Genomic DNA, 23,483 nt, shown 5'->3' with positions numbered 1-23,483 from the left:
AGGCGTGTGTGGACCCACACCGGAACGCGATCCGTGCCGCCGACGACCTGGCCGAGCTGCTGGGCGATGAGCGGGGTGCCGCGACGATCCGGGCCCTGCGGACGTTCTCCGACGCGTACCGGCGGTCTTCCGGCGGGCGGCGCGGCATCGGGCGGCCCGGGTTCCCGGTCCGGCCCGGCCGGATCGGCGTCTGGGACATCGTCGAGACGGACCTGGGTCGGGGGCTCCGGCGCCGTACCGGGATAGCGCCCGGGGAGAGCAGCACCTGGTCGGCGGTCGAGCAGGTGCCGGGCAAGGGAGGCCGGCAGCGCGTGGTGCTGGTGGGCGAGTCGGCGGCCCGGGGCTACCTGCTGGATCCGGTCTTCAATCCCGCGCTCGCCCTGCAACGGCGGCTGGACGCCGTACCGGACGGGGCGGGGTTCCAGTGTGTCGACCTCGCGCACACCAGCGTCGACGTGGCGCACCTGCGGCACCTGGTCCGGTCGGCGGCGCACCTGGAGACCGACGTCCTGGTGATGTTCGCCGGCAACAACTGGACGATCTCGGCGTACGACCTCGCGGGCCCGGAGGATCCGGCCCTGCTGGCCGGGGGACTGCGCGAGGAGGGCTACCCGGGAATGCGCCGGGTGACCCTCGACCGGATCCTGCTGCCGCAGGTGGACGAACTGCTCGCCGACCTGCTGCGGCTGCGGGACCGCGCCGGCACCCGCCTCGTCGTCGTGGTACCCGAGTTCAACCTGGCCGGCTGGTCGCCGATCGGCCCGGTGGACGCGGTCGACGTGCCGATGCTGCCCGACGACGCGCTGTCGGGCTGGTACGGGTTGCGGGCCCGGGCGGTGTCGGCGGCACGTGCCGGGGCGTGGGCCGAGGTGCGTACCGTCGCGGCGGCGATGACCGAACTCGACGGCGGGCTGAGCCCGGTGCCGGGGTACCTGCTCGGCTCCGCGCTGGCGGCCGAGGGCGACCACGCCGGTGCCCGGGCCGCGTACGAGCAGGCCCGGGACAGCCTCTGCGGGCTGGTGGTGAAGTACCTTCCCCGGACTCCCCGGGTGGTGCAGGACCGGCTCGTCGAGTTCTGCGCGGCCAACGACGTCGACTGTGTCGACCTGCGCCGGCTGCTGGGCCGGTCGGACGCGCCCGAGCTGCCCGATCCGGAGTACTTCCTCGACTACTGCCATCTCAGCGACACCGGCATCGAGCGGGCGATGGCGGCGGTGGCGGAGCGGTTGACCGGCAGTCCGAGTCCGGCGGCCGGCGGTGTGCCGCCGGTCGACGGCTGGACCCGGGCGGTGAGCCTGGTGCTGGCGGCCACTTACAACTCGTTCTGCGGGCAACCGCGGGAGGTGGTGCACGGATATCTGCGCCGCGCGCTCGACGCCTCCGGGCGGGTAGCCGAGCTGATGGCGGCGCTGGACCGGCTGCTGGCCCGCCCGGGGCCGGTCTGGGCCAGCCCGGACCTGGCGGTGCTGGCCCGGGAGCCGAACGCCTCGGTGATGTTCGAGCGGCTCAGCGACTACCGGCCGCACCAGTCCCGGCTGTGGACGCTGCGGGAGGCGCTGGCCGAGGTCCTCGGTGCCGGCCCGCTGACCGTGGCCGCGGCGGGTGTGGCAGCGGATGCCGAACTGCTCGACATCTCCAGCACGATGCTGGGGGTGGGCGCGGTGCGCAACTACACCGCGGCGCGCTGCTACCTCCAGGCGAACCTGCGGGCCACCGAGGTCCGGTTCGCGTTGCCGGCGCCGACCGCCGGCACGCTGCGGGTGACCCACCGGCGGCGTGGCGGTGCCGGCGATCCGGTACGCCTCGACGTGAACGGCACGGAACTGGGCCGGTTCGTCTCCGGCAACGGGTGGTCCGACAGCGAGTTCGCCGTGCCGGCGGCGATCACCGGTGCCGGGGTGAACGTCGTCCGGCTGACCTGGCCCGGTCCCGCGGTGAGCCTGGCGGACCGGGTACGCGCCGACGTCGATGCCCTGAGCCGGGGCGAGCCGCCGTACGTCCTGCCGCTCTTCGGCGAGCTGTACAGTATGAAGTTCTGTCCTGACCAGGCGGAGGAAGACAGCGTTGGACCTGCTCACTGAGCATCTTCGACTGACCTCGCTCGATCTCGACCGCGACCTGGCCGACCTGCACGAGGCGTACGCCGATCCGCTGGTGATGGGCGCGTGGCTGCACCAGGACGCGTCGGCCGACCTCGACGAGACCCGGCGCCGACTGGTCGAACGGCGCGACGCGGCCGGCGCCCGGCTCTGGTCGATCCGGCGGCACGGCTCCGAGACGGTGCTCGGCCTGGTCGAGCTTATCGGCGGCACCACCCCGCCGGGACTGTCCTGGATGCTGCGCCGGGCGGCCTGGCGGCAGGGGGTGATGGGGGAGGCGGCGCCGGCCGTGGTGGAGCACCTCCTCGGCGCGGGCGGCCTGGACCGGGTGGAGGCCTGGGCGGAGCGCGGCAACATCGCCTCGATCCGGGTGGCCCGGCGCTGTGGTCTCGCCGAGCGGGGACGGTTCGCCGCCCGGCACCCGGACGGGCGGCCCTACGAGACGGTGGTGCTGGGCCGGCTCCGGGCGGACCGGCCACAGCGGTTGTACGCGGCCGAGGCGGTCCTGCCGGTCCGGGACGTGTCGGCGACGCTGGAGTTCCTCTGCGCCGCGCTCGGCTGTGAGGTCGGCTTCGTCGCCGGTGACCCGCCGTTCCGGGCCGGTGTCCGGACGGGCCCGTGGACCAGCAGCCTGGGCTTCCAGTTGATCTCGGCCGGCGATCGGCCGCAGATCGCCCCGGCCGTGGTCTACCTGCACTGCGGCGCGCCGGTCCGGGACCTCCAGGCGCGGGTCGAGGCGGCCGGTGGCCAGCTCGACGGGCCGGCCGAGGAGATGCCGTGGGGGCGGACGGAGTTCCGCCTCCGGCTGCCGGAGGGCCATGCGCTGGTGGTGAGCGGGCCCGGCTGACCGAGAGGTGGATACCCGTTGTCCGACGACCAACTCTGGCTGCACACGTTCGGCCCGGCCGAGGCGCCGATCCGGCTGGTGTGCGTACCGCACGCCGGTGCCGGGATATCCCACTTCGCTGGCTGGCGCCCGCTGCTGCCGGGCGACGTCGCGCTCGACGCGGTGCAGCTCCCGGGTCGGGAGAGGCGCTGGCGGGAGCGACCGCTGACCGACCTGGCGACCGCGGCCGAGATACTCGCCCCGTACGTACTCGTCCGCGCCGAGCGGGCCCCGGTGGTCCTCTTCGGGCACAGCATGGGCGGGCTGCTGGCGTACGCCCTCGCCGGGCTGCTGGCGGCGGCCGGTCGGCCGGCCGCGCACGTCGTCGTCTCCGGCTGCCAGCCCTCGGACCGCCCGCTGCCCCGGCGGCGCATCGGCCACCTCCCGGACGACGACTTCGTGGCCGCGATCGGCGGGCACGGCGGCCTGCCGGCCGAACTGGCGGCCGAGCTGGCGGCGTCGGCCCGGCTGATGGAGCTGTTCCTGCCGACGCTCCGCGCCGACGTGCGGATGGCGGAGGCGTATTTTCCCGACCCGGCCCGCCCGCTGCACTCTCCGTTGACCGCCTTCGGCGGCGACCGGGACACCCGGGTTCCCTGGGCGGCGGTCCGCGAGTGGCGGCACTACACCGTCGGCGGCTTCGCCGAACGGCTCTTTCCCGGACCGCATCTGTTCATCCGTCCGGCCCAGGACGAGGTGGTCGCGGCGGTCCGGGCCGTGCTGGAAGGGGTGCGACGGTGACCGGAAGCGGATACTTCGCCGGGCGGCGGGTGACGGTGACCGGCGGCGCGTCGTTCATCGGATCGCATCTGTGCGAGGCGCTGGTGGCGGCCGGCGCGGTGGTCCGGGTGGCGGACGACTTCTCCAGCGGTTCGATGGCGAACCTCGACGCGGTAGCCCGCGACGTGGAGATCCGCCGTCTCGACCTGCGCCGGCCGGAGGCTGCCGCCGAGGCGTGTGCCGGGGCCGAACTGGTCTTCCACCTGGCCGCCGCGCACGGTGGCCGGGGCTACATCGACAGCCACCCCGCGGCCTGTGCCGAGAACATGCTCGTCGACCAGCACGTCTTCCGGGCGGCGGTGCGCGCGGGCGTGGCGAAGGTCGTCTTCGCCTCGTCCGCCTGCGTCTATCCGGAAGGGCTGCAACGGGACGTGACGGTGCGTACCCGGCTGCGCGAGGACCTCGTCGGCCCGCCGTACGACCCGGACGGCCTCTACGGGATGGCCAAGCTCTGCGGGGAACTCGTGCTGCGCAGCCTCGCCCGGGAGCACGGCATCGGCGCGGCGGTCTGTCGGTACTTCACCGCGTACGGCCCCCGGTGCGGTGAGTCGCACGCCATCATGGCGATGATCGCCCGGGCGTTCGTCCGGGCCGACCCGTTCGAGCTGTGGGGCGACGGCGAGCAGATCCGCACCTGGATCCACGTCGACGACGTGGTCCGGATGACCCTGCTGGCGGCGCGGCGGGTCGACGACGGCGAGGCGGTGAACGTGGCCACCGAGGAGGAGCACACCGTCCGGGAGGCGGCGGAGATGGTGCTCCGGGCGACCGGACACCGGGCGGCGATCCGGACCCGGCCGGAGATGCCGACCGGACCGCTGTGCCGGACGGCGGACATCGGCCGGGCCCGGTCGCTGCTCGGCTACGCGCCACGGGTGACCCTGAGCGAGGGGATCCGGCGCACCGTCGACTGGTACTTCGCGGCGAAGGAGCGCTCCGGGGTCGCGGAACGCCTCGACGCACTGCTCGTCGAACGCGATTCGGCGGAGGTGGCCTGAGCGGACCGGCGCTCCCGGCGGTAGGCGGCAGAGAGACCGGGGTCATAGTTCGTCCGGCCCGGTTGAAAGATCGACGCCCTTGATTCGACCGCGCCACTCTGGATAGGGTCCAGATACCGGCCGGTCACCTACCGCCGAACGGCCGGCGGACGTCGTCCAGGACGAGAGTTCGGCCACCCGCCCAGCATGCGGGGCCGCCTCCGGAAGGCGTTCGGCGAACGGGGGTTCCATGGTGGGCAATGCTTCGCGCCATCCGGTGCCCGACGGGTCCGGTCGGCGCCACCGCCGTGCGGGCGATCCTCCGACTCCTTGACATCCGGTCTCGTCCGGCCGATCCGCCGCTACCTGAACGGGGGTGCAACGATCTCTGCCGAGTCGTCCCGCGACGTGAAAGTCTCCGTCATCCTACCTACCTACAACCGCTGTGAACTGCTTGCCGAGGCCCTGCGGGGCCTTGCCCGACAGAGCCTGCCGACGGAGGAGTTCGAGGTCATCGTCGCCGACGACGGCTCCTCCGACGCGACCGCCGCCGTCGTGAAGTCCTTCTCCGACCGGCTGCGACTGCGCTACCACTTCCAGGAGGACCACGGCTTCCGGGTCGCCGCCGCCCGCAACGCCGGTGCCCGGCTGGCCAGCGCACCGATCCTGGTGTTCCTGGACACCGGCGCGCTGGTCGGGCCGGACTACCTCCGCGAACACCTCGCGGCGCACGGCGACGGCTCCGCACGCCGTGCGGTGATCGGCTACGCGTACGCGTACCGGCCGGAGGACCCGACGCCCGGCCTGGCGGAGATGGTCGGACGGCTGCTGCCCGAGCGGGTCCTGACGGCGTACGCGAACGATCCGTCCATCTTCGACATCCGCCACGGCGCCTTCCTCCGGTGCGGCTTCGATCCCGGCCGCCTGGTGGTGCCGTGGATCCTCCTGTGGGCCACGAACTGTTCCATCCGCACCGAGGACTACTGGGCCGTCGGCGGTTTCGACGAGGACTTCCAGCGCTGGGGCGTCGAGGACATGGAAATCGGCCTGCGCCTGCACCGCCGGGGCGTGGAGTTCGTGGTCAGCCGGTCCGCCTGGGTCATCGAGGCGCCGCACGACCGGGACTGGGAGGGCAACCGGCAGGGCAACCACCACAACATCGGAGTCCTGCTCGGCAAGCACCCCGAACCGGTCGCGGAGATCGGCTGGTCCCTGATCACCAAGGACCTGTACTGGCCGTGGGAGGACGACTACCAGGCGCTGCTGGACTGGACCGCGCGGGCCCGGGACCTCGACGTGACCGCGGAACTGCGCGAGGCGGCGGCGGGACTGCGCCCCGGCGAGCGGGTGGCGGTCTTCGGCTCCGGGGGCAGCGTGCCCGCGGAACTCTCCTCGGCGGTGCTGGTGGACTTCGACGAGGAGCTGCTGCGGCAGGCGCTCGCCAGAGGTGGCCGGGTCGGCCACCACGCGATCGGCGTGCGGACACCGCTGCCGGAGCAGTCGGTGGACGTCGTGCTGATGACGTCCCGGCTGACCGGGCTCTGGGACCGGTGGAACCTCGACCTCGTGGCCGAGGCCCGGCGGATCGGCCGCGAGATCCGTGCCTTCGGGTTCGGGCTTTGACGGGCGTACGGGTGGACCCCGGCACGACGCTGGCGATCGGCGGTGGGCCCGCCGTACGCGGTCCGGAGCGGGCCTGGCCCGACTGGCCCGTACCGGCACCGGCCGCCGAGAGCCACCTCGCCGAGGTCCTGCACGGAGGGCGTTGGGCGATCACCAGTCCCCGCCGTGGCGAACTCTTCGAACGCAGGTTCGCCCGGATGTTCGCCGAGTACGTCGGCACCCGGCACTGCGTACCGACCGACCACGGTTCGAGTGCCCTGGTCATCGCGCTGGAGTCACTGGGCCTGGCGTACGGCGACCCGGTCCTGGTGCCGGCGCTCACCTGGACGGCCTGCGCCACCGCCGTGCTGCGGGCCGGCCTGCTGCCGGTACTCGCGGACGTCGACCCGGAGACCGGCTGCCTGGACGTGTCGGCGCTGCGCGCGAACGACGACGTACGGGCGGTCGTCGTCGTGCACTGGGCGTGCGCGATGGCCGACATCCCGGCGATCCAGCAGTTCGCCTCCACCCGGGGGATCGAGGTGGTCGAGGACGCGGCGCAGGCGCACGGCGCCCGCTGGCTCGGCCGCCCGGCCGGCTCGCTCGGCCGGCTGGGCTGCTTCAGCATGCAGCACTCGAAGGTGCTCACCTGCGGCGAGGGCGGTGCGGTCGTCACCGACGACGATGCGCTGCTGACCCGGCTGGAGGAACTGCGCGCCGACTCGCGGAGCTGGCGGGACGACGCCCGCCCGGGCGAGCTGGACCTGCGGGAGAGCGCCACGGTGATGGGCGCGAACTTCTGCCTGAGCGAGTTCGGCGCCGCCCTGCTCTGCGCCCAACTGCCGCAGCTCGACGCGCAGAACACCGTCCGGGAGCGGAACTACGAGCGGCTCCGCGAGCTGCTCGCCGACGTACCGGGGGTCCGGTTGCTCAGCCGACGGCCGGAACAGGACCGGATCTCGCTCTACGAGGTGCCGGTGGTCTTCGACCCGCTGCCTCCGCACCGGGACAACTCCTGGGTGGCGGCGGCCCTCACCGCGGAGGTCGGGATGCGGGCCTACCCGCCCCGGGCGCCGTTGCAGCGCAGTCCACTGCTGCGTCCGTGGACCAAGCCGGCGCTGGCACCGCTCTCCGAGCGCTTCGTCGCCCGGCACCGGGGCCGGGTCTTCCCCGGTGCGGACCATCTCGCCCGGCACGCGGTGCTGTTGCACCACAGCGCGTTCCTGGGGCCGGAGAGCGACATGCTCGACCTGGCGCGGGGTATCGCCAAGGTCGCCGGACACCTTGCGGAAGGCGGGCGGAATGACGACTGAGGAGGCGGACCGGCCGCCGGCGGCGGGGGTCGGAAGGGTCACCCCGGGTGTCTCGGTGGTCGTACCGGTGCTCGGCCGGGTCGACGAGACGGCCCGGCTGCTCGGCAGCCTCGCCGTCGCCGCCGCCCGGTGTCCGGAACCCGTCGACGTCGTGGTCGTGGACGACTCGGTGCCGGACGACGCGCGGGCGCACCGGGCCAACTGCGCCCGGCACGGTGCCCGGTACGTCCGCGGCCCCCGGCACGTCGGGGCGAAGCGGAACCTCGGGGTGTCCCACGCGCGGCACGACCTGCTGCTCTTCACCGACTCGGACTGCCGGGTCTCGCCGGAGCTGTTGCGCAGGTACGTGACCGGCATCCGGCGGGCCCCGGCCGAGGTGGCCGGGATCGCCGGCCCCACCCTGGTGGAGGAGAGCCGGACGGCGGTGTTCCGGATCATGCGGCGCTCGCACCTGCTCAACGGGGACCTGGAGATGCCCCGGGCCGGTCGGTCGCTGCCGTGGGCCACGACCAGCAACCTGTTGCTGCGGCGCGACGCCTTCCGCGCGGTCGGCGGATTCGTCGAGAAGTCCCTCACCGTGGTGTCGGGCGAGGACGTCGACCTGGGACTCCGGCTGACGGGGCGGGGCTTCACGATCCGCGCCGACCCGGACGCGACGGTGACGCACGACCGGATGAGCAGCGACTCCGTCCGGTCCGTCTGGCGCCGGCTGTTCGGCTACGGACGCTCGGAGCAGTGGCTCGGCACCGTCCACCCGGAACGGCGTACGGCCAGGTGTAACCCGGTGGCCGTGCTCGGGCTGGCCGGCGCCGTGGCGGTGGCGACGCTGGGTCGTACCCGGGGGCGCAGCGCCCTGCTCGTGCCGCTGACCGCCGGAGTGGGGCTCGGGCTGCGGGCCTGGCGGCGCCGCCGGCCGGGCGACTCGGCGCGCGGTGTCGCGGACGCGGTCGCCTGCGCGGCACTGGAGTACGCGTTCGATGCCGGCGCGGTGGTGGCCGCCGTGCAGCTCCGCCGGCCGGACCTGCTGTTCGCCGGCTTCCGCTCCACGGGCGGCGACACCGATGAATGAGCGACGGGGGGCGGCACCTTGCAGGTCGCGGACGTGCGGTTCGGCGAGCGCGGCACCAGTTATCTGTACGGCGTCGACTGCGTCGACCCGATCGTCGAGGCGGTCACCCGGCTGGCCGAGGGTGCCGAGTCGGTGGTCTTCGTCGTCGACCGGCAGGTGCTGGCACACGCCGAACCGGTGCTGGCCGGACTGGGCCGGCGGATGGCGGTGCACCGTTTCGTGCTCGACGCGGCGGAGCGGCGCAAGCGGCTCTCCGTCGTCGAAGCGATTCTCGAGTACGCGGTCGACCGGGGCGCCGACCGCCGCTCGCTGGTGGTGGCGATGGGCGGCGGGCTGACCGGAAACGTCGCCGGGCTGGCCGCCGCGCTGCTCTTCCGGGGCATCCGGCTCGTCCACCTGCCCACCACCCCGGTCGCCGCCTTCGACTCGGTGCTGTCCCAGAAGCAGGCGGTCAACCTGAGTGCCGGGAAGAACCTCGGCGGGACCTACCTGCCGCCGTCGCTGATCGGCTGTGACCTGACCTGGCTCACCTCCATTCCGCGCGGTGACCTGCTGACCGGGGTCGCCGAGATGGCGAAGAACGTCCTGGCGATGGTTCCGCACGAGGAGTCGACCTTCCTCCGCGCGGTGGCCGGGCTGGAGCACCGGCCGGTCGACTCGTTCATGGCGCTGTGCCGGCTCGGCATCGAGGCGAAGCTGCCGATGCTCGTCCGGGACCCGCGGGAGCGGGGCGAGGCGGTGATCTTCGAGTACGGCCACACCGTGGGGCACGCGCTGGAGATCGTGACCGACGGGGACTTCAGCCACGGTGAGGCGATCGCCTGGGGGATGCTGGTCGCGGCGGAGGCGAGCGCCATGCTCGGCTATCTGGACCGGGCCGAGGTGGACCGCCATCACCGGCTGCTGGCGCGGCTGCGACTCCCGCCGTCGGGCGCCAGGCTGGGGCCGGTGGACCGCACGGTGCTGCGGACGGTGCTGCGGGGCGACAACAAGCGGGGGTACCTCGCCTGCGACGCGGAGGAGATCCCGATGGTGCTACTGGCCGCTCCGGGCGTACCGGTGACACAGGCGAGCGGCCAGCCGCTCAGTGCGGTGCCGGAGAAGATCGTGCTGGCCGCGTACGACCGGGTGGCGGAGGGACGGGGGAGGTCGGATGCCTGAGCCGGCGCCGGTCACCCCGGGTGCGACCGTGTCGACGCGCGCGATCGGCGCGCTGGCCGCGCTCTCCGTCTCGGCGTTCTGCTACGTCGCGATGGAGACCCTGCCGATCGGCATCCTCACGCTGGTCTCCGCCGACCTGGAGGTGTCGCTGTCGCAGACCGGGCTGCTCGTCACCGGGTACGCCGTCGCCGTCGCGGTCGTCTCCGTGCCGCTGACGTACGTCACCGCCCGCATTCCGCGCCGACGCCTGCTGGCCGGGCTGCTGGCCGTGCTGGTACTCGCCACGGTCTTCTCCGCGACCGCCCAGGAGTACGAGGTGCTCTTCGCCGCCAGGGTGGTCGTCGCGTTCACCCAGGCGCTGTTCTGGGCGGTGGTGGCGCCGGCGGCGGCGGGGATGTTCCCGGTGCACGTACGCGGCAGGGTCACCTCCGTCGTCTTCGCCGGCGCCTCGCTGGGGCCGATGCTGGGTGTACCGGCCGGCACCTGGATCGGCCAGCAGGCGGGCTGGCGGGCCGCCTTCCTCATGCTGGCCGGGCTCGCGCTGCTCGCGTTCGTGGCGATCGTGCTGCTCATGCCGTCGGTCCCGGTCGGTCAGACGCACGCCGCGACCGGGACCAGCCCGGATGCCCGCCGGTACTGGATCGTGGTCGTCGCCACCGTGCTGTCGGTCGGCGGCCTCTTCACGGCCTTCACCTACACCGCCGTCTTCCTGACCGAGGTCAGCGGGTTCGCCCCGGCGGCCATCGGGGTGCTGCTGCTGGTCCGCGGCTTGGCGGACTTCGCCGGCATCGCTGCCGGCGGCATCCTCAGCGACCGCCGGCAGCGGCTCGCCATGGTGTCGTCGGTGTCACTGCTGGCGCTCGCCCTGGTCGGCATGTTCCTGCTGGCCGAGGTGGCGCTGGTGGCCGCCGCCCTGCTGGCCGTTTCGGGATTCGCCATGGGTGCGCTGACTCCGGCTCTGCAGAACCGGGTGCTGGAGGTCGCCCCGGGCAGCTCCGACCTGGCCGCGGCCGGCAACTCCGCCGCCTACAACGTGGGCATCGCCGGCGGATCGCTGCTCGGGGCCGGCATCCTGCCCACGCTGGGCGTACGGGGCACCGCACTGGCCGGCGGCGTACTGGTCGCCGCCGCGCTCGCCGTCCTGCTGGCCGAGCCACTGGTCGCGGCCGACCGCCGGGCGCCGGTGGCCGGAGCCGAACCGGCCCGGGCGGAACTCTGACCAACCCGGCCGGCGTACCCGCCCCGGGGCTCGTACCCGTCCGGCGGACCCACCCGTACCCCTCCGACGAACCGGGAGCGCAGTCCTTGACGCAGAACACCGAGTGGCAGACCGCATCCGAGCCTGCGGAGTGGACCTGGGACGAGCCCGACCCCGGCTGGCACTCGCCGTGCCGGCGGCTGGAAGCGACCGGGCTGACGTCGCCGTTGGACCGGGCCGAGCTGGCGGGTATCGGCGTGACCGGCATCCAGTTCGGCTCGTGGGACGGGCGGGACCCGGGCTGCCTCAACACCGACGTGATCGGGCTGGTGGCCGGGGACACCCGGACCGAGCCCGGCCATGTGTACAGAGTAGACGGAGGCGCGTACTTCGTGCGGCTCGACGCCCGCGACCCGCTGCCGCTGGCCGACGGCTGCCTGGACTGGGCGTACGCCGAGCACTTCATCGAGCACCTGACCCTGGCCGAGGGCATCGGCTGGCTGCGCGAGGTGCGGCGGATCCTCGCCGTCGGCGGATGGCTCCGGCTGACCACGCCCGACCTGCACCGGTACGTGGCCGGATACCTCGACGACGGCGCCGACGGGTTCTTCGCCCGGCACCGGCGCCGGCTGATGAGCCTCGGCGCGAAGCCCGAGGACCTTCCGGAGCGGAAGGCGTTCATGGTCAACCAGATCTTCCAGTTCCACGGGCACAAGTGGATCTACGACCTGGACGAGCTGCGCCACGCTCTCGGCGCCGCGGGCTTCGACCCGGACGCGATCTCGGTCCGGGCGTTCGGTCGCAGCGCCCTGCCGCACCTCGCGGCGTTGGACCGGGCCGTCCGGAACGACGAGACGATCTACGTCGACGTCCGCCGGACGGTCACCACCGGCCCGCAGGACCGGTGACCGACGCGCGGTCCGCACCGCTGCCGGCGAGGCGGACGGACGGCCCGGGCACCGTCCGCGCAGGTCTCCGGCGCCGTCACGCCGGTGCCGTGGACGACTGCCTTGGGGCGTACCGCTTGAGCACGCCGGCCTGCGGCAGTCGCCGGCGCCCCCGGCGCAGGTCCAGCCAGTCGGCCTCGGTGGCCGCCCGCAGGTCGTCGAGTTGCCGCCGGGCGTCCGCCGTCCGGTGGTCTCCGGCGGCGGCGAAGACCGCCACGCGCAGGGCCGCCACGGTCAGCCGGTCGAGCGAGGCGCCGACCGAGCAGGAAAGCGGCGCCGTCTCCGCCCTGCCGGCCGGCAGGACCGCCGCGACGACCCGGTCGATCTCCGAGACCAGGTCGGCCCGCCGCATGTTCTGCCGATCCACCTCCCGCTTGGCCCTGCCGAGCTGCTCGTCGTCGGCGGCGGCCCGGGCCTCGTCCTCCAGCCGCCACAGCGCGGCGTTGACCCGGTGCAACTGGGCCACGAGTTCCGGCACCGGCACCGGTGGACCTTCGGCGGAGAGTGCCCGCAGCGTGCGCAGTACCGCGTCGTCAGGGGTCGCCGGAGGACTCACCGGGGCTCCTCGGGAAGAAGTTGGGTCGGCAACGTGAACGGCACCGCCCAGCCGTCGTGGGCCGCGAGCACCACGCCGTCGTCGGCGATCCGGGACAGGATCGCCCCGATGGACCGGTGCGGGTGCCACTCCGCCGGATCGAGCACGCCCCAGCCGAGCATGGTGCGGATCAGGACCGGATCGACCGGCACCCACCGCCCGTCGACCAGGAACTCCGCCCAGAAGTGTTCGGCCGCGAACGGCGGAGCCACGATCAGCCCGAACGCCGGACGGGCGGCGAGCCCGGCGGCCCGGCCCCGCCGCACCAGCAGCCTGGTGACGCCGGCACAGTCGCCCAGCCCGCTGGCCCGGACGAAGCCCGTGTCGTACCGGACCTCGGTGGGCAGCATCATGAACTCCACCTCGGCCACGGCGTCGTCGAGGAGCCTGCGGACGGCGGCCGGCAGGTCGGGCCACCGCCCCTCGACCGACACCTGCACGGCGATCCGCAGGCCGCTGCCGTCCGCGACGGTGCGCTCCAACACCCGACCGCCCGGCAGCACGAGGACGAACGAGCAGGTCGCGGCGTGTCCCGGAGCCGGGCAGCGGATCTGGTACTGGACCTCGTAGCGGGCCTGCCCGGCGTCGGCCACCCGACGTAGCGCCGCCGGCCAGAACCGGCGGGCGGTCCGGGCCGCCGCCCCGACCGAGAGGTGCAGCGAACAGTTCGTCAGGTCGTGCCGGTCGTAGTGCGGTGTCCCGTCGATCCGCCGCACCGGCAGGCCGGCGTCGGTCAGCAGGTCCAGCACCGCCGGACGCAGCAGGAACCGGGCCCGGGCCGACGCCGGGGTCTCCACGAACCGCCGGGCCGAGTCCGGGATCCGGCGCAGCTTGGCCACCAGCGCGGACACGTCGGCCGTGGCCGGCCCGTCCGGCGACCGGACCGTCATCGTCGGGTTCTCCGGCACGGGCGGCTCAGGCGTCCCTGAGATAGTCGTCGACCTCTTCGGTCGTGGGCAGCACGGTGTCCGGCCCGACCTCGGCCAGCACGTACGCCAGCACGTCGCCGACGGTGCCGATCGGCAGCGAGCTGTCCACCGCCATCGCGTCCAACCCGAACAGTTCCTCCAGGGTGAAGGCCAGCTCCACCAGCCGGAGCGAGTGGTAGCCGAGGTCGGCCACGAGTGCCTGGGCCGGGGTGGGCCGGTCGACGGGATCGGGCGCGAGGGTACCGACCACGCGGAGCACGATCTCGGTGATCCGCCGCTGCGCCGCCGCCGGCTCGACGGTGCGTACCTCGTCGGTCATGGGGCATCCTCTCGATTCCGGCCGAGCCTCGCCGGGCGGGTCATCGGCGCCACGCCCGGACCTGCCCGGGCCGCAGCAGCGCCAGTTCCTGGAAGTGCGCGCGCAGTTCGTCGGAGACCAGACCCAGCCGGGTCAGGTTGGAGAAGATCTTGGCGAACATCAGCCGGCGGAAGTCCCGCATCGCCGAGTCGGTGAGGACGTACTCGACGCCGGCGGCCACGTCGAGGTCCATCCGCTGCCACACCTCCTCCATCCGGAACCGGCGGGACATCAGCAGCGACGCCTCCTTGATGAACTCCTCGCGTTCGGCCCGCTCCCGGCTGGTCAGCTGGTCCTGGAGGCCCTCCAGGGCGAGCACGCCGAACGCCACGTGCCGGGCCTCGTCCCGGGCGACCAGGTCGGTGATCTGCCGGATGACCGGATCGAAGGTGGTCGCGTGGCCGAGCCGGAAGACGGCCAGGGCCAGCCCTTCGACGATGATCTGCATGCCCAGGTAGATGATGTCCCAGCGCCGCTCGGAGACGACGTTGCCGAGCAGGGTCCGCAGCGCGGGATTGATCGGGTACGACGAACCGAGCCGCTGCACGTACCGGGAGAACGCCTCGACGTGCCGCGCCTCGTCGGTCACCTGGCTGGCGGCGTAGAGCTTGTCGTCGAGGTCCGGGACGGTCTCCACGAGGCGGGAGGTGGCCAGTAGCGCGCCCTGCTCGCCGTGCAGGAACTGGCTCGTCATCCAGGAGTGGTACTCCCAGCGGTAGGCGTTCCACAGCTCCGGCGGCACCGGGCAGTTCGGCGGCCGCCGGGAACTCAGCCCGGTGACATCGTCGACCTCCGGCAGGGGCGCGCCGAAGTGCAGCTCGGGCGACCAGTCGATGTCGGTGGCCGCGTTCCACTGTGCGGCCTTGCCCTTCTCGTAGAGCGCGCGCAGCTTCGGATCCTTCGACGTGTAGTCCCAGGTGAAGGTGGTGACGACGGCCGACTCCACGGCCAGCCCGTCGGGTGTGATCGACACGGAGGACCCCCTGACTCCGGTGTGGACTGTCCGAACGCGACGCACCGGGGACGGCCTGCTCGTCCGGACCGGGCCTGGCCCCGAGCGCTCTCCGACCGCTGCGTGGTGTCGGATGCGCATTGCTGCCGTCAGGTGTTTCCCATCCTTCCCGAGTGCATTGACGCATGTCAACAACTGCGACTGTTTCGCCCCTCGTCGAGGCCGCGCCGGAGGTCGTACGCTTGCCGGGGGCCGAGCGCGATCCATATGATGTGCATCGATTCAATCGGCGACGGAAGTCGGGGACGACACCGGATAGCCCAGGCCGGCGGCCGTCGAGATGGAGGCGTGGTGCCCGAGCTTCTGCACGCGATTCCGGTACTGGCCGCCCGCGACGTTCCGGCGGACGTCGCGTTCTGGGTCAACACGCTCGGCTTCGGCCTGCTGTTCAGCGTCGACGGGTTCGCCGGCGTCGCGCGGGACGGCGTACAGCTCTACATCTCGGCCGTGGACGACCAGGCGGTCGCCGACGGCACCCAGGCGTGGATCGGCGTGGCCGACCTGGACGGGCTGCACGCGGAGTGGACGGTTGGGGTGCCCGGCAGCTTCGCCGATCCGTCGGGACCGGCCATGACGGAGATCTCCGACCGGCCGTGGGGTCGGGAGTTCGCGGTCCGGGACCGGGCCGGCAACTGTGTGCACTTTATCGACGGGGCGCAGTGATGACCGATACGCGGGCCCACCGGGCACCGGGCCAGTGGCCACCGGCCTTCGAGGAGGTGCTGCGGGCGCATCTGCCGGAGACCACGACCGATGTTCCGCTCTCCGCCACCGACACGCTGTTCGAGCTCGGCCTGGATTCGTTCGGCACGGTCGAGTTGCTGGTCGCGCTGGAGAGCGGCTTCGACGTCAGCTTCCCGGACGAGGCGCTCACCGCGGAAACCTTCGCCACCGTCGGCTCGCTGTGGGCGGCGCTGTCCGAGCTGCTGCCCCCGGCGGCACCGGGCGGCCCGGTCGACGGCGCGCCGTAGCGTACGGGCCAGAGAGGCGCCGCCCCGATGCCCCGGTTACAGGCCTACGACAACGGCCTGGACTGCTTCGCCGACACCTACACCCTGCTGCTGTCGAACCTCGGCATCGACGCCCGGGTGCTCGGTGACGACTGGGGCTACCGCTACGTCGCCGCACAGCCGGGCAGCGAGGCGCCGTTCATGCGCCTGCGCATCAACCGGCACAGCTACGGTGAGGCCATCTCCCGCTGGTACGGCATCGACGAGCGCCGGATCACCCATCCCGGCATGGACGCGCTGTGGGAGCACGTCCGCCACACCCTGGACGACGGGCGGCACGTCGCCCTCCAGGTGGACACCTTCGCCTATCCACCCTCCCTCTTCCACCAGCGCATCCACCACCTGCACCGGGTCGTGGTGACCGACCTCCGGCCCGGCGCGGTGTACGTCCTCGACGAACTGCCCGGCCGGCCCTTCCGGGGCTGGATGGAGACCGACGGGTTGACGGCGGCGATCGGCAGCCAGGCCCTCGCCGAACACTTCACCGCCGTCGGCGGGTCGCACTGCTCGGTCGACCTGCCCCGGCCGGCCGCGGTCGCCCCGCCGTCGACGGCCGCGCTGCGGGCGGCGCTGGTGGAGAACGTCGAGGCGTACCTGACCGGTTCCGACCAACCGGACGCCCCGGCCGGCCGGTACGCGGCCGACCGGTTCCTGGCCGACGTGCGCGAGTACGCCGGGACCGCGACGGCGATCGGTGACGCGCTCATCGTGCACGGGGTGAGCTTCTTCGGCTCGCTGGCGAAGCAGCGGCGGCAGAACGCCTTCTTCATCGAGTTGGTCGGCGACCGTGCCGGGGTGGACCTGACCGAGGTGGCGGACCGGTTCCGGGCGCTCTCCGAGCGGCTGGACAAGCTGCGTGCCGTCTTCTTCTTCGGCGCGTCCGCCGGGCGCCGCCCCCGGGAACACCTGGGCCGGTTGACCGACCGGCTGGCCGAGGCGTTCGCCGAGGAACGCGACTGCGTACGCCGGATCGCCGGGCTGGTCCGCTGAGGCCGGTCAGTCCCGGGCCAGCAGTTGCCGGCGGTCAACCTTGCCGTTCTCGTTCAGCGGCAGCCGGGGCAGGATCCGGATCCGCGACGGCACCATGTACGACGGCAGGTGGTCCCGCAGCCAGGCCGACAGCATCGCCGGATCCGCGGCCGACCCGGTGCAGTACGCCCACAGCCCGGCCCGGCCCTCCGCCGGCACCACGGCCGCGTCCGCCACCGTCGGGTGCCGGCGCAGCACCGCCTCCACCTCGCCCAGTTCCACCCGGCAGCCGTTGATCTGCACCTGGCGGTCCAGCCGGCCGAGGTGCACCAGTTCGCCGTGCTCGAACCGGACCCGGTCCCCGGTGCGGTACCAGTGCCCGGCGGTGAGCGGGTCCGCCCCGTCGTACCGCACCGTGCGGCCGTCCCGGTGGTCGAGGAAGCTGCCCCGGTCGTGGGCGGGATCCAGATAACCGCCGAACCGCTGCACGCCCCGTACGCAGAGTTCGCCCTCGTCCGCCGGCCGTCCGGTGCCGTCCAGCACCAGATGCTCCAGGTGCGGGTAGACCGGGCCGATCGGCACGGTGCCGTTGCTGGTCTCGATCCAGTCGGCCGGGTCGGCGGGCACCCGGTAACCGGTGCAGGCGACGGTCAGCTCGGTCGGCCCGTACACGTTCTCGATGACGCCGGCCGGTGCGGCGGCCCGCCACGCCGCCGCCTGTTCCCAGCTGAACTGGTCGCCGATGAACATCGACCAGCGCAGCTCCGGCATGGCGCCGGGCGGGATGCCCCGCAGTGCGCGGGCCAGGGTGACGGCGGACGGCACCGAGAACCAGTGTGTGACGCCGCGTTCCCGGATGTGCCGGGCGGGCTGGACCAGCTCGTTGCCCTGCGGTACGACGAGCGTGCCACCGCCGCTCCAGGCGGCGAAGAGGTCGAAGACCGACGGGTCGAACGTCAGGTCGAAGGTGTGTGACAGCCGGCTGCCGGGCCCCACCTCGTACCGCTCGACGACGTGCCGCAGGTACGCGGCGGCGCTGCGGTGCCGGATCGGTACCCCCTTCGGTGTGCCGGTCGATCCGGAGGTGAACAGGACGTAGGCGGTGTCGTCCGGCTCCGGCCGCCGGTCCGCCGGCTGCTGGACGGGGTGGCCCTGGCGTACCTGTGACCACGGGCCGACGGGCAGGCCGCTGCCCACCAGCCGGTCGGCGGCCTCGTCGTCCACGAGCACCAGCCCCACCCTGGCCGTCCGGCACGTGAGCGTGGTGCGGGCGACCGGGTGCGTCGGCTGGAGCGGCACCACCGGGGAGCCGAGCCGGGCCGCCGCGAGATATCCGGCGTACGCCAGCGGCGTGCGCGCCGCACAGAGCCCGACGGGTACTCCCGGGCCGATCCGGTGCAGCAGGTGCCCCGCGACCACCCCGGCCAGTTCCCACAGTTCCCGGTAGGTCAACCGGTGGGTGCCGAAGTCCACCGCCGCGCGGTCCGGGTGGTCCCGGACCCCGACCAGCACCAGGTCGGGAAGGGTCTCCGGCCCGGTGCTCACGGTGCGGCTCCGCCGGCCGGGCCTGGCTGCTCGACGGCCCGGACGGACCAGGTGGTCACGGCCACGACCCGGTCCGTCGCGTCGACGAGGACCTCGGTCGGCGGCGGCCGGCTGAGGAACCCGAGCACGCTCGCCGTCAGCCCGTACGCACCGACGTTCGGGATGGCCACCACGTCACCGACCCGCGGGTCCGGGAGCCGGGCGTCGCGGCCGAGGACGTCCAGCGGGGTGCAGAGCGGTCCGACCAGGGTGACCGGCTCGGCGTCCGGGGCGTCCGGGCCGACGGGTTGCGCCGACGGCGGCAGCAGCCGGCCGGTGGCGGAGACCCCGCCGAGGTTGTTGATCCCGGCGTCGAGGACCACGAACGTCCGTCCGCCGCTCCGCTTGACGTCCAGTACCGTCGACAGCAGAGTGCCGCACTCGGCGACCAGGTAACGCCCGGCCTCGAACGCGACCACCGGCCGCCCGGCCCGCCAACCGGCGAGACGGGTGTCGAGCGTCTCCGCCAGGGTGGCCGCGAGCCGCTGGTATCCCGGAGACTCTCCCGGCCGGGCGAACGGCGCCGCGAAGCCGCCGCCGAGGTCCAGCACGGTGGCGTCCAGTCCGGACCGGTGCAGGACGGCCGCCGCCGTCTCGACGCTGGCGGTGAACTCGGCGGCCAGCGCCGCCTCGTCGGTCATGTTGGTGACCGGGAAGAAGTGCAGCCCGACCGGCCTGGCCGCCGGCGTTCCGGTGAACAGTCCCGGGATGGACCAGAGCGCGTCGAGGTCGATGCCGAACTGCGACGGCCGGCCGGTCATCCGGAGGCCGCCGGCCGGCCGGGACGGACGACCGTTCACCCGGATCAGGTATCCGACCGCCGTGCCGTGCTCGGCCGCCAGGGCCGCCAGCCGTCGGTGGTCCTCGGCCGACTCGACCGAGAACAGCCGTACGCCCGCCGCGATCGCCTCGGTGACCTCGGTCGGAGTCTTGCCGGGTCCGGTGTACAGGACCTGCTCGGCCGGCTGACCCGCGTCCAGCGCGACCGCGAGTTCACCCGCCGAGCTCACCTCGGCCGGCAGGCCCAGCCCGGTGAGCTGGCGCAGCACGGCCGGGCTGGGGTTGGCCTTCACCGAGTAGTACAGCCGGTGTGGAGACGGAAGTGCGGCGCGCAGCCGGTCGGCGGCCCGGTGGATCCGCGCCGCGTCGTACACGTACAGCGGTGTGCCGTACCGGCGAGCCAGGTGCGACCGGTCGGCGACGCCGTCCCGGCTCATGCCGCCGCGGGACCGGGGGCGGTGGCCGGCTCGCGCAGGGCGGCCAGCGCACGCCGGTCGACCTTCCCGTTCGCGGTCAACGGCAGCTCGGCCAGGCGACGGCAGACGGCCGGTGTCTTCGCCGGCTCCAGCAGCCGGCGCAGCTCCCGCAGCACCTCGGCCGGGCTGCGGCTGCCGGTCACGAAGAGCGTGAGGTCGTACCGGCCGTCCGGCCGGACCAGGCCCGCCCCGGTGACGCCGTCGATGGTGCCGGCCGCCGCCTCGATCTCGGTGACGCTCATCCGTACCCCCCGTCGCTTGAAGATGTCGTCCCGGCGGCCCACGAAATAGAGGTAGCCGTCCGGGTCGGCGTATCCGAAGTCGCCGGTGTGCAGCTCAGGTGCCTGGTCCGGGCCGGGCGGGAACCGGCGGGCGGTCAGCTCCGGCGCACGCCAGTAGCCCGCCGCCAGGTGCGGGCCGCGTACCACGAACTCGCCCACCTCGCCCGGCGGCAGCGGTCGGCCGTCCGGGTCGGTCACCAGCACCTCCGTGCCGGCGAGGGGGCGCCCGACCGATCCGGGGCGGGCCCGGTCGCCGTCCGGCTCCAGGATGGAGATGCGCTTGCACTCGGTCACGCCGAACATCAGGCAGACCTGTGCGCCCGGGAACGACGCGCGGAGGTCGCGGACCAGTCCGGGCCCGAGCGCCTCGCCGGTGTTGGTGAGCAGGCGTACCGGGGTGGTCCGGTCCGGCCGACGTCGGGCCAGGTTCACGATCATGGTGGCCAGGGAGGGTACGACCGGAACGACCGAGGACTGCCAGTCCCGGATTCGCCGGAGCAGTTCGACCTCGCGTCCCTCGGGGGCGAGTTGCAGCTCACTGCCGCCGAGTGCGCAGAGCAGCGCCTGGTAGAGCCCGTAGTCGAAGGACATCGGCAGGGCGCAGAGAACCCGGTCGTCGGCGGTGTAGCCCAACCGTTGCCCGATGGCCCCGGTGGCGAAGACCACCTGCCGGTGTGCACACATGACCCCCTTCGGTGCCGCGGTGCTGCCGGAGGTGTACATCAGCAGCGCCAGGCCGTCCTGGTCGGCCCCGGGCACCGAGGCGCCGACCGGCAGGGCCGGGGTGTCGAGAGCCTGCCGCCAGGCGTCCGTCGCGGTCATCACCGTGGCGCCGCCCCGACCGGCCAGCGCGGTGGCGCCGGCATCGGTGGTCAGCACGACCGCCGGTTCGGCGTCGGCCACCACGGTGGGCAGCCAGAGGTCGCCCGCTGCCGGGTTGACCGGCACGAAGACCCCTCCCGCGTACGACGTGCCGTGCAGCATGGCCACGATCCGCCGGTCGCGTCCGTGCTGTACCACCACCCGGTCACCGGCGGACACCCCGATCCGGCCCAGCCAGGCGGCGAACCGCCGGCTGTGCTCGTCGAGTTGGCGGTAGCTCCAGCCGCCCTCGGCGTCCCGGACGGCCGGCGCCGACGGCGACCGTGCGGCGGCGGTGGCCAGCAGGTCGTGCATCATCGGCACGGCCGCTCCCGGCGGGCGGCGGTCGGGTGACGCCAGGAGTGCGGCATGGTCAGCGCCGTGCCGTGCCTCATCCGTCCCCCTCCGACGTCAGCACAACGGCCATAGGCGAGTGCCCATATGCATCGGCGAGTCTAAATACCATTCCGATCGCGGACAAGGCGCCCCTATTTCCTCCATAGTGGACCTTCGGCTCCGCCGTACCGGTCGGCCGTGCTCGGGTGCAGCTCGGTGGCGACGTCGGCGAGGCGCCGGGGGCCGGCGAACACCTCGGCCGATATCCCGGTGTAGCCCAGCCGGCGCAGCTCCCGGACGACCGCCACGGCCCGTCGCAGCCGGCCACCCTGCTGGAGATAGCTCGCGGCCAGCGTCGGCGTCACCTCCGGGTGGTATCGGGCGACCGCCGCCAGCAGCGCACACCGCGCTGCGGCCTGGTCCGGCGCGGGCGCCGACCCCGGTCGCCACGGTGCTCCGCCGCCCCGCGCCGGTTCGGGCACCGCCGAAGGGCTCTGTCCCGAAGAGCGGGTCCCGATCGGTGGGCCGGGCCGGCACGTGTATCGGGCGGGCGCGAGGATCGGGCCGCCGTGCCGCGCCTCGTGCAGCACATGCAGGGCGAGGTCGCGCGGAGTCGGAGTCGGCGTGCGGCCGTCGGTGGTGATCTCGGCGGTGAGGACGGCCCGGGGCGGCGGCCCGTCGACGAAGACCGTCGCCGAGGTGACGGCGGGATGGGACCGGAGCGCGGCCTCCACCTGCCGGAGGTCGATCCAGCAGTGGTCCAGGTACACCCAGTCCGGCGAGCGTCGGGGTGGTGCGAGCGTCCCGATGGCAGCCAGCTCCGAGAGGCGCACCTCACGCTCGGCGGCGGTCAGCAGCAGCTCACGGACGTCGAGCAGGAAGCGGTCCACCCGGTCCGCGGGGAGGACGTCGGCCCGGGCGACGAGCCGGAGCTGGCTCGACCCGGGGTGGACCGTCAGGGCCAGGTCGGTGGCGGCGTCCGACATCTCCAGCGGGCGCACCTCGCACTCGTACGGCCGCGCCGCCCCGGCGTCCCGTACGTCGACCGCCGGCGCGGGCGCGTCCTCCGGCAGGAAGTTGAACGTCACACCGGTGCGGAAACCCCCGATCCCGCGCGCCTGCGCGACCTGGGCACTGAGTTCCTTCATCTCGTCGAGGGCGAACTGTCCGTGCGCGGTGGCGGTCGCGTACGCCCGGGCCGTCGCCGCGACCAGTTGTCCGAGCGTCGACTCGGCGCTCACCTCGACCGAGAGCAGCACCGGCTGGAAGAGGCAGCCCACCGCCGGATAGCTGCGCGGCGTACGCCGGTTGGACCACATGGTCAGCAGGGCACAGCGCGGGTGGCCGGAGACCCGGGCCAGTACTGCGACGAAGGCCGCGAGCACCACGGCCGGATAGGAGACGCCGGTTCGGTCGGCGAGCCGGGCCACCGCCGTCGGCAGCTCCGGACAACGCAGCACCGCCGAGTGGAACCGTGGCTCGTCGTCGACGAGCGGGAACATCTGGTGCGGAATCCGACCGAGTTCCCGTGCCCAGTAGGCCAGCGACCGGCGGTTGAGCCGTCGCCCGCGCGGCGATCGCTCGAACCGGGCCTGGTCGAGCGGCTGCCACGGGTCCGGATCCGTCGTACCGGAGCCGCCGAGCCGGTCACGCAGTTCGCGGCAGAGCGCGGCCATTCCCCAGCCGTCCACCGCGATGTGGTGGGCGGCGAGTCCGATCGCGACAACCCGGTCACCGGCCAGCAGCGCGGCGCCGAAGAACGGCCACTCGGCCTCGATGTCCAGGCCGGTGCCGGTGACCCGGTGCCGGAGTTCCTCGGTCGTGCCCCCGGCCTCGGTCCGGCAGAGCAGCAGTGGTGCGGGTCCGGGCGGCTGGACGACCTGGACCGGCTCGCCGGCCTCGTCCAGCCCGTACGTGGTGCGCAGCGTCTCGTACCGGTCGACCAGTCCGTCGAAGGCGCCGCGTACGGCCGCCGGCGAGATGGCGATCTCGGGAGGGATCTCCACGATGCTCGTCAGGTTCATGGTGTGCCGCCGCGACACGGGCACGTCCTGGTACACCGACCAGAGCAGTTGCTGGCTCCAGGTCAGTGGCCCGCGCCGGGCCGGGGGTTCGGCCATGTCGACATTCTCGCCGCCCTCGATCGACGGCGCTCGGTGCGACAGTGTTAGGACTCTTTACAGTACGGTCACCCGATCCCTATCATTCGGCGAACGTTCTTTCGTCGATGACCCAGATCCGTAGCGATCGACCGCCGTCC

21 protein-coding genes are annotated in these 23,483 nt (G+C 73.4%); 13 read left to right on the top strand and 8 right to left on the bottom strand.

Features of this window, described 5'->3' with window-relative positions:
• Positions 1-8: 8 nt before the first annotated feature.
• The 10 genes from ACQEVC_RS37930 (at position 9) to ACQEVC_RS37885 (ending at position 11,993) form a co-directional block, all read left to right on the top strand.
• On the top strand, positions 9-2,081 hold the full coding sequence (locus ACQEVC_RS37930; RefSeq protein WP_432888060.1) for a hypothetical protein: 2,073 nt from the start codon (positions 9-11) through the stop codon (positions 2,079-2,081).
• Positions 2,065-2,946, top strand: coding sequence for a GNAT family N-acetyltransferase (locus tag ACQEVC_RS37925; RefSeq protein WP_432888058.1), 882 nt, complete (start codon positions 2,065-2,067; stop codon positions 2,944-2,946). Before ACQEVC_RS37930 ends, ACQEVC_RS37925 begins: the two co-directional genes overlap by 17 nt.
• Positions 2,947-2,964: 18 nt before the next feature.
• Positions 2,965-3,726 carry a thioesterase II family protein gene (locus ACQEVC_RS37920; RefSeq protein ID WP_432888055.1) on the top strand — a complete coding sequence of 254 codons (762 nt, stop codon included), beginning with the start codon at positions 2,965-2,967 and terminating at the stop codon, positions 3,724-3,726.
• On the top strand, positions 3,723-4,763 hold the full coding sequence (locus tag ACQEVC_RS37915) for an NAD-dependent epimerase/dehydratase family protein (protein WP_432888052.1): 1,041 nt from the start codon (positions 3,723-3,725) through the stop codon (positions 4,761-4,763). The genes ACQEVC_RS37920 and ACQEVC_RS37915 overlap by 4 nt, the downstream gene beginning before the upstream one ends.
• 309 nt (positions 4,764-5,072) lie before the next feature.
• Positions 5,073-6,365 (top strand): glycosyltransferase, encoded by a 1,293-nt coding sequence (locus ACQEVC_RS37910; protein ID WP_432888049.1) that lies wholly within the window; start codon positions 5,073-5,075, stop codon positions 6,363-6,365.
• On the top strand, positions 6,362-7,657 hold the full coding sequence (locus ACQEVC_RS37905; RefSeq protein ID WP_432888046.1) for a DegT/DnrJ/EryC1/StrS family aminotransferase: 1,296 nt from the start codon (positions 6,362-6,364) through the stop codon (positions 7,655-7,657). The genes ACQEVC_RS37910 and ACQEVC_RS37905 overlap by 4 nt, the downstream gene beginning before the upstream one ends.
• Entirely contained in the window at positions 7,647-8,726 is a 1,080-nt protein-coding gene (locus ACQEVC_RS37900; protein WP_432888043.1) for a glycosyltransferase, read from the top strand. Before ACQEVC_RS37905 ends, ACQEVC_RS37900 begins: the two co-directional genes overlap by 11 nt.
• Positions 8,727-8,744: 18 nt before the next feature.
• A complete protein-coding gene (locus ACQEVC_RS37895; protein ID WP_432888040.1) occupies positions 8,745-9,887 on the top strand; it encodes a 3-dehydroquinate synthase family protein in 1,143 nt (380 codons plus the stop codon).
• The gene (locus ACQEVC_RS37890) at positions 9,880-11,106 is read left to right on the top strand and encodes an MFS transporter (RefSeq protein WP_432888037.1); all 1,227 of its coding nucleotides are present in this window, start codon (positions 9,880-9,882) and stop codon (positions 11,104-11,106) included. The genes ACQEVC_RS37895 and ACQEVC_RS37890 overlap by 8 nt, the downstream gene beginning before the upstream one ends.
• 86 nt (positions 11,107-11,192) lie before the next feature.
• Positions 11,193-11,993 (top strand): class I SAM-dependent methyltransferase, encoded by an 801-nt coding sequence (locus ACQEVC_RS37885; RefSeq protein WP_432888034.1) that lies wholly within the window; start codon positions 11,193-11,195, stop codon positions 11,991-11,993.
• 76 nt (positions 11,994-12,069) lie between these two features.
• On the opposite strand, the gene ACQEVC_RS37880 is transcribed toward ACQEVC_RS37885, so the two are convergent.
• From ACQEVC_RS37880 to ACQEVC_RS37865, 4 genes are read right to left on the bottom strand one after another with little or no spacing between them, the layout of a single operon-like run.
• On the bottom strand, positions 12,070-12,588 hold the full coding sequence (locus ACQEVC_RS37880) for a DUF4254 domain-containing protein (RefSeq protein ID WP_432888031.1): 519 nt from the start codon (positions 12,586-12,588) through the stop codon (positions 12,070-12,072).
• The gene (locus ACQEVC_RS37875) at positions 12,585-13,517 is read right to left on the bottom strand and encodes a transglutaminase domain-containing protein (RefSeq protein ID WP_318396193.1); all 933 of its coding nucleotides are present in this window, start codon (positions 13,515-13,517) and stop codon (positions 12,585-12,587) included. Before ACQEVC_RS37875 ends, ACQEVC_RS37880 begins: the two co-directional genes overlap by 4 nt.
• 25 nt (positions 13,518-13,542) lie before the next feature.
• Positions 13,543-13,875 carry an acyl carrier protein gene (locus ACQEVC_RS37870; RefSeq protein WP_432888027.1) on the bottom strand — a complete coding sequence of 111 codons (333 nt, stop codon included), beginning with the start codon at positions 13,873-13,875 and terminating at the stop codon, positions 13,543-13,545.
• Positions 13,876-13,915: 40 nt separating this feature from the next.
• Positions 13,916-14,887, bottom strand: a complete 972-nt coding sequence (locus tag ACQEVC_RS37865; protein ID WP_432888024.1) for a ferritin-like domain-containing protein — start codon at positions 14,885-14,887, stop codon at positions 13,916-13,918.
• A gap of 330 nt (positions 14,888-15,217) precedes the next feature.
• Here ACQEVC_RS37865 and ACQEVC_RS37860 point away from each other — a divergent pair, with 330 nt between their 5' ends.
• The 3 genes from ACQEVC_RS37860 to ACQEVC_RS37850 are packed head-to-tail and all read left to right on the top strand — an operon-like array spanning position 15,218 to position 16,926.
• Positions 15,218-15,589, top strand: coding sequence for a bleomycin resistance protein (locus ACQEVC_RS37860; protein ID WP_318396196.1), 372 nt, complete (start codon positions 15,218-15,220; stop codon positions 15,587-15,589).
• Positions 15,589-15,897, top strand: a complete 309-nt coding sequence (locus tag ACQEVC_RS37855) for a phosphopantetheine-binding protein (RefSeq protein WP_318396197.1) — start codon at positions 15,589-15,591, stop codon at positions 15,895-15,897. The genes ACQEVC_RS37860 and ACQEVC_RS37855 overlap by 1 nt, the downstream gene beginning before the upstream one ends.
• 27 nt (positions 15,898-15,924) lie before the next feature.
• Complete coding sequence (locus ACQEVC_RS37850; protein ID WP_432888019.1) at positions 15,925-16,926, top strand: BtrH N-terminal domain-containing protein; 1,002 nt, start codon at positions 15,925-15,927, stop codon at positions 16,924-16,926.
• Between the two features lie 6 nt (positions 16,927-16,932).
• On the opposite strand, the gene ACQEVC_RS37845 is transcribed toward ACQEVC_RS37850, so the two are convergent.
• The 4 genes from ACQEVC_RS37845 to ACQEVC_RS37830 all read right to left on the bottom strand — a co-directional run bounded on the left by ACQEVC_RS37845 (position 16,933) and on the right by ACQEVC_RS37830 (position 23,343).
• Complete coding sequence (locus ACQEVC_RS37845; protein ID WP_432888016.1) at positions 16,933-18,450, bottom strand: amino acid adenylation domain-containing protein; 1,518 nt, start codon at positions 18,448-18,450, stop codon at positions 16,933-16,935.
• Positions 18,447-19,706: a type III PLP-dependent enzyme gene (locus tag ACQEVC_RS37840; RefSeq protein WP_432888013.1), complete on the bottom strand. Its 1,260-nt coding sequence runs from the start codon at positions 19,704-19,706 to the stop codon at positions 18,447-18,449. The genes ACQEVC_RS37845 and ACQEVC_RS37840 overlap by 4 nt, the downstream gene beginning before the upstream one ends.
• Complete coding sequence (locus ACQEVC_RS37835; RefSeq protein ID WP_432891930.1) at positions 19,703-21,205, bottom strand: class I adenylate-forming enzyme family protein; 1,503 nt, start codon at positions 21,203-21,205, stop codon at positions 19,703-19,705. The genes ACQEVC_RS37840 and ACQEVC_RS37835 overlap by 4 nt, the downstream gene beginning before the upstream one ends.
• A gap of 170 nt (positions 21,206-21,375) precedes the next feature.
• Positions 21,376-23,343: a condensation domain-containing protein gene (locus tag ACQEVC_RS37830; RefSeq protein WP_432888010.1), complete on the bottom strand. Its 1,968-nt coding sequence runs from the start codon at positions 23,341-23,343 to the stop codon at positions 21,376-21,378.
• Positions 23,344-23,483: the final 140 nt, after the last annotated feature.

Origin of the sequence: Plantactinospora sp. CA-294935, from assembly GCF_050936445.1 — a bacterium.
Classification (GTDB): domain Bacteria; phylum Actinomycetota; class Actinomycetes; order Mycobacteriales; family Micromonosporaceae; genus Plantactinospora.
This window is presented reverse-complemented; position numbering and strand designations above follow the sequence as displayed.

What these genes read in the sequence shown, in the direction of transcription:
- ACQEVC_RS37850 (WP_432888019.1), top strand. Translation starts at nt 15,925, where the DNA reads ATGCCCCGGTTACAGGCCTACGACAACGGCCTGGACTGCTTCGCCGAC.
- ACQEVC_RS37875 (WP_318396193.1), bottom strand. Translation starts at nt 13,517, where the DNA reads ATGACGGTCCGGTCGCCGGACGGGCCGGCCACGGCCGACGTGTCCGCG.
- ACQEVC_RS37830 (WP_432888010.1), bottom strand. Translation starts at nt 23,343, where the DNA reads ATGGCCGAACCCCCGGCCCGGCGCGGGCCACTGACCTGGAGCCAGCAA.
- ACQEVC_RS37900 (WP_432888043.1), top strand. Translation starts at nt 7,647, where the DNA reads ATGACGACTGAGGAGGCGGACCGGCCGCCGGCGGCGGGGGTCGGAAGG.
- ACQEVC_RS37890 (WP_432888037.1), top strand. Translation starts at nt 9,880, where the DNA reads ATGCCTGAGCCGGCGCCGGTCACCCCGGGTGCGACCGTGTCGACGCGC.
- ACQEVC_RS37840 (WP_432888013.1), bottom strand. Translation starts at nt 19,706, where the DNA reads ATGAGCCGGGACGGCGTCGCCGACCGGTCGCACCTGGCTCGCCGGTAC.
- ACQEVC_RS37835 (WP_432891930.1), bottom strand. Translation starts at nt 21,205, where the DNA reads ATGATGCACGACCTGCTGGCCACCGCCGCCGCACGGTCGCCGTCGGCG.
- ACQEVC_RS37855 (WP_318396197.1), top strand. Translation starts at nt 15,589, where the DNA reads ATGACCGATACGCGGGCCCACCGGGCACCGGGCCAGTGGCCACCGGCC.
- ACQEVC_RS37870 (WP_432888027.1), bottom strand. Translation starts at nt 13,875, where the DNA reads ATGACCGACGAGGTACGCACCGTCGAGCCGGCGGCGGCGCAGCGGCGG.